The following is a 10,813-nucleotide window of genomic DNA, read 5'->3' on the forward strand; positions in this document are numbered from 1 at the left end:
GGCCTGCTCAAGCCCGGTGGCGGGCGCTAGGGGGTGTCGTCGAACTCCCGTCTGCCCTGCGGACGACGACGGGAGTTTGACGACACCCCCTAGGCACAGCGGCATCCCGCGCGATAGCGCCGCGCCCCCGGCGGAACTTCCCGACGCTCCCGCTGGTTCGCCGGGCGACCCCGGGGGTTGAGCCCAGCCACGGGGCTCGCCTCCGTCGGAGGACTGGACCCGTGTCGTAACCGCCGTCATCTTCTTCGCGGTCCTGCAAGAGGGCCGCTGGCCTCTTGGCCTTGGCATGACGCCGGGGCCGCGCGGCGCCGGGCGGGGACGAAAGACGAACAGCAGCGGCGGAAGGGGCGCTTCAGCGACGGTCCGGCGTAGGCCTCCTGCCGGTGGGAGTGCATAGCCAGGCGGCGTTGCCGCGCCCGAACGCCGTACGCTGCGGTAGGCAACTGCGCTCCAGCTCGGCGAGAACCAGGCCCAGTAGTCGGGGATGGCCCGGTGGCGGCGGCAGCATCGGCGGAACAGGGGGCGCGCCACCGGACTGCCGTTCGGTCCGCTCTTCGTCGGGGAATGCGCCTGCCGTCGACGCCAGGAGACTCATCCGCGGGGCGCCCACCAGCCCTGGGTGGGCGCCCCGTGCGTCGGGCCGGGCACTCGTCCCGCTGCCACAACGGGGATGAACCGGAATGTGGACGGACAGCGGAAGTATCCCGAGCTGTGGGGATTTCATGGCCTCGGCACGTCATCTTTCGCCGTAGGCGGCGGAGTCGGAGGGGCAGGGGGTACACATGGCCGGAGACAGGGGGAACCGACCTGGACGGTGCTCCTGGCCCGAAGGGCCGTGCAGGACGTCGCGCCGGACGAACTGCCGCAGTTCCCGATGGTCACCCAGGCCTATCTCGCCGCTTCGGAGACGCAGCGGGAGCGGGCGATGCGGCAGGCCGAGCCGCTCGGGCTGAGGCTGGTCATTCAGGCTTCCTTGTCAGCGAACCTGGTCGCTCTTCGTCCCCACGCCTTCGATCCTTGGTCGGGCTTCCGTCCGGGGCGAACGAGTGGTGAAAGGTGAAGGCGTGCGGCGCGGAGCCGTGGTCGTGGAGGTGCTCCAGCCGGGAAACCCCGTCCCGCCAGGTGGGTATCACGCCGTCGGAGACCCACCAGAACACGTGATTTGGGTGCCCTGTCCTCTCGAACCAGTCGTAACGCCTGTTCAGCGCCTCACGGTGCGGACCGCTGTAGACGGCGTCGAAGGCGGGGCGCAGGTCGGTCCAGAGTGAGAGGGTCGCGGCCAGGGCGGTGGTTTCCGGCGTACGGCCCTTGCCGTACCACGTCGGTACGGCGAACTCTCCCCATGCACCCCAGTCCGCCTCGAAGAGCGCGCCCCGGTCGCCGTCTGCCGCTTCAGCATGCCCGAGGTACCCGGGGTGCTGACTGATCTTCCGGTAGACGGCCTCGCCAATGTCGTAGAACTCATGCGTGAGAGGTGCGGGATCGGCGAGAGGTGACTTCAGGACGCCGAATGTGTACAGAGCAAGATGGGTCATACGTCTCTCCCTGCTTGGGGGTGCCTGATGGGGACCCGGTTCGGTGGCTTACGCATGGGGCGATGATTCGTGGGGCGTGACCAACTCATCCCGTTGCGGGTGGCTCAGCCTGAAGAAACCCCTGTGCGACCGTGGGCAACCGCCGAAGACCAGGTGAAGGTAGCTGCCTCTGCGAACCATGTCGAAGTTGCGTTTTCCCGGTCCCCATGGCCTCTGCACAGGCCCCTGCGGGGCGCCGCAAACCGCTGCTGGAACAGCACCGCCTCGGCGGGGCAGGGCCTGGGGTGGTCAGCGCGACGGTCTCAGCCACAGGGGAAGCGAGTCCCGGGCACCGGAACCGGCGTCGTAGGAAGCCGGGCGGGTCATGGAGGGCTGCCAGGGCTCGGGGCGGGGGTCAGCCAAGGACTTCACCCACGGTGACCGCCTCGGCGCCGGCGGCGGAGAGGGGCAGCAGCGGCAGGCGCTCTGCCGGTAGACCCGGTTCCGTTCCAGGAGGACCTCCACCCGCGCCCGCACGTCCTCCCGCGAGCTGTCGAGCAGGTCCCGCAGGAGGCAGGGGGTGTCGCGGAGCGCGCTGAGGGCGGTGCCGCGGACGCCGGGGTCCGGGTCATCGGCGAACGGCGGGAGCGCGTCGTCGGGCAGGGCGTCGAGCATGCGCAGCGCGGACAGGGCGCGGGCGCGGACCCCGGCGTGCGGGTGCCGGAGGAAGGGGTGCAGCAGGGCTGCGTCCTCGGGGTGCCCCTGCTCGGCGAGGCCCAGGACCGCGGTCGGGGCGACGGTGGCCGGGTCGGCGCACAGTGCCTGGTAGTGCGCGCGGAGGTCGTACCCCTCCGCCCGGAGTTCCCGGCACGCCGTCGCGCGCACGCCTCCGGAGAGGTCCGTCAGGTACCGGGGCAGTTCGTCGCCGCGGCCGGCGTGGCGCAGTCGTCCCACGGCGGCGGAGCGCACGAAGGTGTCCCGGGCGGAGAGCAGACGGTCGAGGACCACGTCCCCTTCCGGGTGGGCGAGGACGGCCGCGCAGGCGTGGCGCCGGATCTTCCGGTACCGGTGGGTGGCGGCGAGAGTGGCGAGGTCGCCGACGTGGAGGAAGCCGGTCTCCACGGCGGTGGCCAAGGTGGTGAGGCGGAGACCGTAGGCGCAGTCGTTGTCGAGGTGGTCGAAGAACCGGGCCCTGGCGTCGTCCATGACCGCCTGCTGCCCGGAGGCGAGTGCGAGACGTATCGCGGTGCGCACGCCCACCGCACGCACGCCCTCGTCGCGGTCCTGCTCGGCCAGCGCCCAAACCTGCTCCATGGCCGACAACCCGTACATGGTGGCCGCCTCCAGACCGGCGAGCCGGGATTCCCGGTCGTTCGTCAGCAGGCGGGTGAGCACCTCGTCGGGCAGTGCGCCGAGGCGCCCCAGGACGGCCTCCCGCGCCCAGGTCCCGTACCGCCTCCGCGTACCCACGAGGATGGCAAGGGACACCAGTTGACGCGGCAATGCCTTGTCGGCGTCGCCGAGCACCCGGTCGAGGATGGCGCGGGCGAGGGTCCGCACACGTTCGTCGGTGTCCGCGCTCCGGATCAGAACGAGCGGCAGGACGGAGGCGGGCAGTTCCGCCGACTCATCGAGGTCCAGCGCCGCCGCACGGACGCGGGGATCCACGTGGCAGAGGCACAGAGCGATCTCGGACTCGGTGGGCGGGAGGCTCCAGGACGGGGATCCGGTCCCGTCAAGGCCCTCCTGCCAGTACGGGGCGTGGCGCCAGTCCGCGATCTCCCGTGTGTTCACCGACCGGAAGCCGACGCGTATCCAGGAGGTCGGCTTCCAGCCGCGGAACACGCTGCAGGTGGCCCGATGGACGCGGCTGTCGAGCCGGATCCAGTCCTCGGCCTCTCCGGCCCCGATCGCGGACTCCACGCCCCTGCCGTGGAGCAGTCGCTCGGCGGGGGCGTAGAGCTTGGTGGGGCCGAGGCCGTACACAGTCATGCGCGACTGTAGCCTGGTCCCCCACCCTTCCCACCAGCGAATTTCCGGCACGTGAAGTGGGCCCGGCCTGGCAGGCGACTGGTGTCCGTGACCGAAGGGTCCAACAGGCCCAGCACCCGGTCCCGGTACGCCTGGAACGCCTGAAACGCCTGGAACGTCTGCCAGCCGTTCGGGCCGCCCGGCCTGAGCACGTTGCCTGCCGCGGTGTCGTAGGCATGGCAGTCCAGCGCCTCGGCCCGGTCGCAGGACGACGGGGACGGTCTCCTCCCCGCCGCTCGGATGTGCAGCATGAACGTGAGCCGGTCAACGGGGGGTGAGACAGGCTTCGAGGGCGGCTCGCTGTTGTGGGGGCAGGTGGTCGCCGAGGGGGACTTTGCGGGGGCTGTGATCCCCACCGCAGAGCCAGCTCTGTTCGTCATCGTCGAACCACCAGTCCTCGGCGCCCCACATGGGGTGTCCCTGAAGCAAGCATCTGGCCAACGCCTCCCCCGCCTCGGGCGCACCTTCGGCGGCCAGAGCCTCGACCACCGCCGCCACGGCCTCCTCCGGCACTGCCGCGTCGCCGAGAACCGGCAGGAGAAGGAGGAGACGGGCGTGAGGATCGGTGACGCCTGCCGCACCCGTTGGTGCCTCCAGCAGGGCGGCGAGCTCGGGCCAGCACAGCCCGGGGCCGATGCGGTCCTGATCGTCGCTGGCCAGGACGAGATCCTGGCTCCAGTCGGAGTGCGTGAGGAAATAGTCCGTGGTCGTGAACTCCTCGCCGCTGTTGAAGTGCACGACGATCGCGAAGCCGCCGATCAGCGGCACCGTGAACATGGGCCACGCCAACGGGTCGTGGAGCGTGTCCAGCATGGCATCCGCGTCGCCTGCGTCCGATCCGAAGGCCTCTGGCACGAACCCCTCAGCAAGGTCTGCCAAGTACGCAGGCCAGAAGCCCGGCTCGCCCAGGAGCGGGTGCCCGTCCACGACGGGCGATGAGGAGTACAAGTGCCGTGCCATCACCATGCCGGGATTCTCTCCGAGCCCGGACAGAACTGTCGAAGACCCCGCCCCTCACGGCCGACCGACTCGGCGGCATCGCAACGTGAGGTGTCTGTCTGGTGACCAACGCCCAGGCAGAGGGGTGGCGGGCGACGCTGGGTGTCAGGCACGTGGGGGGCGCCGAGCCCCCATGCCCACGAGGACGTCGACAAGGCCACCGGCCCGGAAGAGGGACGCTGCCGCTCATCGAGGGAGGCTGCTGTGATCGGGGTCCGTTCGGGGCCCTGGAGCTCGATCTGTCGGGTCACCCAGCCTTCGGCGTCGACCTCGAAGTAGAACCCGACGTCTTCCTCGTCCCAGTAACAGCGCATCCATGTCGTCACCGGCCCATGATGACGAAGGCGTCCGTCTGCTCACCGGCTCGACGTCAGAGTCGCGTTCCGTCATGAGCGCGCCGCCCCGCGCTCTCTCGAACGGTTCGACGTCTCCGTGCAGATGTGCACGCCCTCGGACATCGCGGAGCTGTTCGACTCCGTCGGCCTCGCCCTGGTCCCGGTCGGCGAGCCGGTGCGCCCGCTTGTGAAGGGGGTGCTCACCGGGAAGACGAACGCTCCCGCGGAGGGACCGCCCGCACGCGCCGCGGCGATGACCGCCACGACGTACGAGGCGGTCGTCACGGCGGCCGAGGAATGCGACGTGATCCTGGCGACCGGCCTGCTCCCGGCTGCGGCCGGCACGAGGACGGCAGCCGAGCGCCTGGGCCTCCCTTACGTGTTCGTTGCCTACTTCCCGGCCTACCTGCCCTCGCCGCACCATCCGCCGTTCGAGCGGTCGGGCCGGCCGTTCCCGCCCGGCGTGACCGACAACCGAGTCCTGTGGGACTTGGACACAGAGACCATGAACGTGCTGTTCGGGACCGGTCTCAACACCCACCGGGCATCCATCGGCCTGCCGCCGGTGAGCCACTTCCGCGACTACGTTCTCACCGATCGCCCCCGGCTGGCCGCCGACCCGGTCCTCAGCCCATGGCAGGAGCCGGCAGACCTCGACGTGGTGCAGACCAGCGCATGACTTCGGACGGACGACCGCCCTCTGCCGGCCGATGCGGAGGCGTTCCTCCACGCCGGCGAACCGCCGGTGTACGTGGGGTTCGGCAGCATTCCCATGCACGACGCAGACGCCGTGGCCCGGGCGGCCGTCGAGGCGGTCCGGGCGCACGGCCACCGCGTGCTCCTCTCCCCCGGCTGGGCCGATCTGGCCCTGGCCGACGACCAGGAGGGCTGCTTCGCCGTCGGCGAGGTCAACCATCACGCGCTGTTCCCGCGTGCCGCCGCCGTCGTCCACCACGGCGGCGCGGGCACCACGACCACGGCCGCCCTGGCCGGTGCGCCCCAGGTGGTCGTACCCCAGCTGGCGGACCAGCCGTACTGGGCCGGCCGCGTGGCCGACCCCGGCATCGGCGCGGCACACGACGGCCCGAACCCAACCTTCGAGTCCCTGCCGGCCGCGCTCGGTGTCGTCCTGACCACCGAGACCCGAACCCGCGCAGCCGCTGTGGCCGGCACGATCCGCACCGACGGCGCGACGGTGGCCGCGAAGCTGCTGCTCGACGAGATCGGTTGAGATCGATGCCCGGCAAGGGGCCCGCCACCTGGTAGTTCGACCTGATCAGCAGCCGGACTTGTGGATGCCGGCGAAGGGGCAGTCGTGGGCATCGCCTTCACACACATGGGGCTTGACGGGGCTCGGGTCGGGGGCGGAGGGATCCGGAGGTGTCGCCTTCGTGGTCGGCCGGTTGGACCTTGTCGCCGATCTGGCATCCGGCCCACCGGGGATGGCGAGGCGCCTTCATGCTGTCGGGGAAATCCAGGAAGTGGTGAAGGCGTCGCGGTGCGCGAGAGCCCAGAGACGGAAGGTGCGCGGCGGACGACCGGTCACCTTCTCCACGGTGGGGTGGATCTGGGACTCATCAATCGTCCCGTCGCCGTAGAAGCTGAAGAACGCGTCGACGTACTCCTTCGGCATACGTCCGGTCATGTCGGCCCGCGCCTCCTCGTCCGTGAGGGGGTGGAAGCGCAGATCGCGGCGGAGCACGTCGGCCAGGACGGCCAGGCGTTGGGCGGGCAGGAGCCGTTCCGGGCCGCTCAGCAGATGGACGTGCTCCTCGTGGCCGGGGTCGAGCAGAGCCCGGACGGCCACGGCAGCGATGTCGTAGGGGTCGACGGAGGCGATGGGCACATCGCCGAAGGCGTCCTTGACGACATCCCCCTGGCGTAGCTGGGGCAGCCAGCGCAAGGCGTTCGACATGAACGCGTTGGGGCGAAGGAACGTCCAGGCCAGCCCTGACTCACGGACCGCTGTCTCGGACCGGATCATGAACTCCGAGACGATGTTGCGGGTGTCGGTGGCGGTGGCGGCCAGGCTGGACAGAAGCACCACCCGTTCCACCCCCGCCCGCCTCATCCCGGCGAGCAGGCCCGGCATGTCGCGGTAGCCGGGCAGCAGGAAGACCCCGCGGACCCCGTTGAGGGCCGGGGCGAGCGAGTCCGGATCGTCGAGATCTCCGACAGCCTGCTCGACCGGCAGGTCGGCGGGTTCGCGCACCAGCGCGCGGACCGGCTGCCCGGCGCGGACGAGCGCCTGGACGACTTCCCCGCCCACCTGCCCGGTGGCTCCGGTGACGAGGATCATCGCAGGGTCCTTCCGAAGTGAGCGGCCACGGTGTCCACGGCAAGCGTGACTTGGGGTTCCTGGTCGTAGAAGTCGAACTGGGTACCGTCCGTCCAGAGGATGTCCTTGGGCCCGGCCAGCCCCGCGTGGAAGCGGCGGGCGCCGTCGGGAACGGCGGCGTCCGCACCGTGGACAAGCTGGGTGGGCTGGGTGATCAAGGGCGCCAGGGCGATGGAGTCGTAGGTGAGCCAGTCCTCCCAGGCCATCACGGCGAAACGGTTGGGCCAGGCCGGGATGCCGCCGCGGGCGGGGTTGAGGTAGAAGTCGATGGCGTAGGGCATGGCGGCGCGTTCGTCGGTGGCGCTGACCACCGGGACGACTTCGACCTCGCCGGTCCGAGTGAACCGAGCGCGGGCTTCGCGGGCGAGCTTGATCTTCTGGGACACGGCGTCCGCGCCGCCGTAGGCGGCCTCGCAGATCACGGCGTCGTGCAGCCAGGGTGCGACCAGGGCGAGGGCGCCGACGCGGGGGTCGTGGGCGGCGTTGTCGGCCATGTACATAGCGGCCGCACAGATCCCCAGGGCGCCCAGCCGGTCGGCGTCGACCGACGGGTGAGCGGCCAGGAAGGTCACCGCGTGGTGGATGTCGCGGACCTTGCGCGCCGGGTCTTCCACATCGCGCGGCTCGCCTTCGGACTCGCCGAAGCCGGTGAAGTCGAACGACAGGGCAGCGTATCCGCGGTCGGCCAGCCGTTCGGCATACCGGTCGGCCATCATTTCTTTGACACTGGTCCAGGTACCGGCCACAACGATCCCCGGAGCCCGGGTCTCACCGTCGGGCAGGAACAAGTTGCCGGTGAGGGTGGCCTCACCACTGGGGAAGGTGACCTTGTGCTGGGTCGACACGAACATTCCTTTCAAGACGGTCAGTCGGCGTAGGTGAGGTCGGCGCGGGTGATGGCCGCATCGGACACCGTGAAGGCGTAGTGGGCGGCGAATCCCGCGCTGCCTCCGGGGGCGAAGGTCACCAGCAGCTTCTGGTAGCCCGGTCGGCTCTCCACGACGGCGTCCACCGTCAGCGTGCCGCCGATGACCTCCTGGTCGGCCCAGCCACGGATGGCCTCACGGCCGGGAAAGCGGCGGCCGACGTCGATCACCTCCGCGTCTGTGGCGAAAGCGGACACCAGGGCGTCGAGATCCTCGGCGTTGACGGCTTGGACATACCGGGCGACGGGCTTCAGCAGTTCGCTCTGCAGGACGGGGTCGGAGCCTGTCGGACGCGATGTGGTGGGCCTGCCGGACGCGGACTGGCTCGACGTGCCGGGCTCGGAAGACTTCGAGGTGCAGGCCGCTGCGAGGAGGAGAGCGGCCAGGAGGACGACGCCGTGCCGCCGGGTCATCCGGCCGCCCTCGCCGCCAGCGTCATCAGCTCTTTGTTGCCGTCGGCCCAGACCGCCTTCATCAGCACGCCGCCGATCTTCCATTCCCCGCCGACGCGGACCAGGTCGAACCGGTAGGTGCCGCCCAGCGTCCACAGCGGTGCGCCGAACGGGTCCGCCAGCCGATGGGTGGCCTGGAACGACGCTGTGCACTCAGCGGTGTCGTCCGCCAGCGTCACGAGGTGGTTGGCGAGCAGATGCTGTGTCGCGTCGAACCCGCCCAGTACCTGAGACCAGGCGTCCGCGATCTGTTCCGGTGACAGCACGGCCGGTTCGCCGCCGTTGAGGCTCGTGTAGTCCAGACGTACTACATCGGCGAACACACTCTTCAGCGCCTCCCACTCACGCTGGTCGGCGTACCACGCCATCCGAGTGCAGACCTCGACCACGGCCTGGTGGTCCACGAGGCGACGCACGTCCGCGTCGAGGGCGGGGCGGTCTGTCGTGCTCACTGAGTCTCTCCTGTTGTTGCGTTGCGCATGGCTCTGCCGGCTTGCCCGGCGGGCGAGGCTGGTGTGCCCGGGACCGTGTTCCGAGAGGGCGCGTCCGTACCTGCCGACGGCAAGAGTCTGGACGCGGGAACGTCATTGGGGGAAACAGCAAGATCTTGTACCTGGCACCGTAAATCGCTGTGGCGGTTAGGGTGTTGGGCGTGAGCGAAATAGACCTCCGGCACCTGCGTTCATTTCTGGCCGTGGCCCGGCAGCGGTCCATCACCGGCGCCGGAGCGGCCCTCCACCTGAGTCAACAGGCGGTGTCGACGCACGTGCGGCAGCTGGAGCGCTCCCTGGGGGTCGCGTTGTTGGTGCGCACCTCGCGCGGTGTGCTGCTCACGGCCGCCGGAGAGGAACTCGCCGCCGGAGGCGCGACCGTCGTGGACGATGTCGCCCGGCTGGCGGCTCGGGTCCGCGCCGCGGCGAGCGCCCAGACCGGAACCCTTCGCCTGGCGTGCTGTCCCGCCGCGACCACCCTGTTCGCCGTCGACGTGGCCGACGCCCTCGAGGCGGCGGTGCCCGGTCTACGGGTGACCTTGAAGGGTGCGCAATCCCCCAAGCAGGAGCGTGACCTCCTCAACGACGGGGCCGCGGACGCGGCTTTCATGTGGCTTCCGGTCGGTGACCCAGGGCTGCACACCCGTGTCGTCCGCACGGACCCCCGAGCCGTGGTGGTGTCCACCCGGCATCCCCTGGCCGACCGGAACACCCTGACCCTCGCCGACCTCGCCGACGAACCGGTGCTGTGTCCCGACGTCCTCGTGTCGCCGGAAGACGAACGGTTCTGGCTCGCCGACCCGCGGCCCGACGGCCGTCCCGCACCACGCGGCCGGAGCGTTCCCACCGTCGAGGACTGTCTGCTGGAGGTGGGCCGCGGTCGCGGCATCTGGTTCGCCCCGCAGCCGCTGCACGCGCTGCTGCCCGCCGGCAACGTGCGCTGGATCGAGGTCACGGACGGGGAGCCCTTCGATCTCGCCGTGGTGTGGACCGACAGCGCCCCGCAGCCTGTGATCGCGCGCCTGATCGCCGAAGTCCGCGCCGTCGTCGAAGGCGGTCGACAATTCCACCAAGCGGCGGCGTCGACTGCCCCCGCCGGGGCGCAGCCGTGACTCGGGCCACTCGACCGGAGCGCGGCCGTCTGCCGGAGTACGGCCTCAGTTCCCCAGCTGCGTAGGGTTGAACGTCGCCAGTTGATGGCGCGCGTTCGTGGGCCCGGACCGTGCCGGGGACACAAGATCGTCTCTGCTGCAGGCCGTCTGACCTGGTCCAGGCAGGATGTGTGAACGCCGATCCGAAGCATGGTGGGCTGTGCTGGCCGCCTGCTGGTTGCGCTCGTGGGATGTGGTGGTCCCGGCGACGGGGCTGCGGCCCCGAGTGAAGGGCAGCGTGTCGAGGCGACGGCTTCGATGGACCCGGATTCGATCACTGTCCTGGTGACCTTCGTCGGCGGGCCGGCCGACGGCCCGAGGGAACATCGTTCGCTGGCCGAAGCGACCGGAAAGGTCACCATGGCCATGAGGCGGTACTTCAGCCGGCCTGCAGCTGGGCCGTTGACGGCGATGACGTCGTCGTGGTGGAGGAGTCGGTCGAGGATGGCGGTGGCCATGGGGCTCGTCGCCGAACGCCTGGCCCCAAGCGCTGACAGATCGAGCAGCCGGCCCGGCAGCCGCGACGGCCAGGGGGACGGCGGTGTGCGTCTCGCCGACCCCGGGGTCCGAGCAGGG

The 10,813-nt window shown here is 70.5% G+C and carries 10 protein-coding genes and 1 pseudogene; 3 read left to right on the top strand and 8 right to left on the bottom strand.

Annotation, left to right across the window (positions count from 1 at the left end):
* Positions 1 to 959 precede the first annotated feature (959 nt).
* The 3 genes from CCN42_RS32390 to CCN42_RS32405 all read right to left on the bottom strand — a co-directional run bounded on the left by CCN42_RS32390 (position 960) and on the right by CCN42_RS32405 (position 4,511).
* Positions 960 to 1,535, bottom strand: a complete 576-nt coding sequence (locus tag CCN42_RS32390) for a DUF3291 domain-containing protein (RefSeq protein ID WP_086740945.1) — start codon at positions 1,533 to 1,535, stop codon at positions 960 to 962.
* Between the two features lie 288 nt (positions 1,536 to 1,823).
* Positions 1,824 to 3,506 carry a HEAT repeat domain-containing protein gene (locus tag CCN42_RS32395; RefSeq protein WP_143662085.1) on the bottom strand — a complete coding sequence of 561 codons (1,683 nt, stop codon included), beginning with the start codon at positions 3,504 to 3,506 and terminating at the stop codon, positions 1,824 to 1,826.
* Positions 3,507 to 3,809: 303 nt separating this feature from the next.
* On the bottom strand, positions 3,810 to 4,511 hold the full coding sequence (locus CCN42_RS32405; protein ID WP_086740950.1) for a hypothetical protein: 702 nt from the start codon (positions 4,509 to 4,511) through the stop codon (positions 3,810 to 3,812).
* 465 nt (positions 4,512 to 4,976) lie between these two features.
* Between CCN42_RS32405 and CCN42_RS46270 the strand changes: the two genes are divergently transcribed.
* Together CCN42_RS46270 and CCN42_RS46275 are read left to right on the top strand one after the other, a co-directional pair.
* The gene (locus CCN42_RS46270; RefSeq protein ID WP_143662087.1) at positions 4,977 to 5,558 is read left to right on the top strand and encodes a glycosyltransferase family protein; all 582 of its coding nucleotides are present in this window, start codon (positions 4,977 to 4,979) and stop codon (positions 5,556 to 5,558) included.
* 93 nt (positions 5,559 to 5,651) lie between these two features.
* Positions 5,652 to 6,110 (top strand): glycosyltransferase, encoded by a 459-nt coding sequence (locus tag CCN42_RS46275; protein WP_422641220.1) that lies wholly within the window; start codon positions 5,652 to 5,654, stop codon positions 6,108 to 6,110.
* Between the two features lie 225 nt (positions 6,111 to 6,335).
* Here CCN42_RS46275 and CCN42_RS32420 read toward each other — a convergent pair whose 3' ends face one another.
* The 4 genes from CCN42_RS32420 to CCN42_RS32435 are packed head-to-tail and all read right to left on the bottom strand — an operon-like array spanning position 6,336 to position 9,047.
* Positions 6,336 to 7,178, bottom strand: coding sequence for an NAD(P)H-binding protein (locus tag CCN42_RS32420; protein WP_086740953.1), 843 nt, complete (start codon positions 7,176 to 7,178; stop codon positions 6,336 to 6,338).
* Positions 7,175 to 8,062, bottom strand: a complete 888-nt coding sequence (locus CCN42_RS32425; RefSeq protein ID WP_211294837.1) for an alpha/beta hydrolase — start codon at positions 8,060 to 8,062, stop codon at positions 7,175 to 7,177. The genes CCN42_RS32420 and CCN42_RS32425 overlap by 4 nt, the downstream gene beginning before the upstream one ends.
* A gap of 20 nt (positions 8,063 to 8,082) precedes the next feature.
* Complete coding sequence (locus CCN42_RS32430; protein ID WP_086740956.1) at positions 8,083 to 8,556, bottom strand: nuclear transport factor 2 family protein; 474 nt, start codon at positions 8,554 to 8,556, stop codon at positions 8,083 to 8,085.
* On the bottom strand, positions 8,553 to 9,047 hold the full coding sequence (locus CCN42_RS32435; protein ID WP_245877570.1) for a nuclear transport factor 2 family protein: 495 nt from the start codon (positions 9,045 to 9,047) through the stop codon (positions 8,553 to 8,555). Before CCN42_RS32435 ends, CCN42_RS32430 begins: the two co-directional genes overlap by 4 nt.
* Positions 9,048 to 9,247: 200 nt before the next feature.
* Here CCN42_RS32435 and CCN42_RS32440 point away from each other — a divergent pair, with 200 nt between their 5' ends.
* The gene (locus tag CCN42_RS32440) at positions 9,248 to 10,198 is read left to right on the top strand and encodes a LysR family transcriptional regulator (protein WP_086740958.1); all 951 of its coding nucleotides are present in this window, start codon (positions 9,248 to 9,250) and stop codon (positions 10,196 to 10,198) included.
* Between the two features lie 398 nt (positions 10,199 to 10,596).
* On the opposite strand, the pseudogene CCN42_RS45965 reads toward CCN42_RS32440, so the two are convergent.
* Positions 10,597 to 10,738 (bottom strand): annotated as a pseudogene (locus CCN42_RS45965) (ATP-binding protein); the annotation flags it as partial.
* Positions 10,739 to 10,813 lie beyond the last annotated feature (75 nt).

Source organism: Streptomyces glaucescens (assembly GCF_002154375.1).
Taxonomy (GTDB): domain Bacteria; phylum Actinomycetota; class Actinomycetes; order Streptomycetales; family Streptomycetaceae; genus Streptomyces; species Streptomyces glaucescens.

What these genes read in the sequence shown, in the direction of transcription:
- CCN42_RS32390 (WP_086740945.1), bottom strand. Translation starts at nt 1,535, where the DNA reads ATGACCCATCTTGCTCTGTACACATTCGGCGTCCTGAAGTCACCTCTC.
- CCN42_RS32395 (WP_143662085.1), bottom strand. Translation starts at nt 3,506, where the DNA reads ATGACTGTGTACGGCCTCGGCCCCACCAAGCTCTACGCCCCCGCCGAG.
- CCN42_RS32405 (WP_086740950.1), bottom strand. Translation starts at nt 4,511, where the DNA reads ATGGTGATGGCACGGCACTTGTACTCCTCATCGCCCGTCGTGGACGGG.
- CCN42_RS46275 (WP_422641220.1), top strand. Translation starts at nt 5,652, where the DNA reads ATGCACGACGCAGACGCCGTGGCCCGGGCGGCCGTCGAGGCGGTCCGG.
- CCN42_RS32420 (WP_086740953.1), bottom strand. Translation starts at nt 7,178, where the DNA reads ATGATCCTCGTCACCGGAGCCACCGGGCAGGTGGGCGGGGAAGTCGTC.
- CCN42_RS32430 (WP_086740956.1), bottom strand. Translation starts at nt 8,556, where the DNA reads ATGACCCGGCGGCACGGCGTCGTCCTCCTGGCCGCTCTCCTCCTCGCA.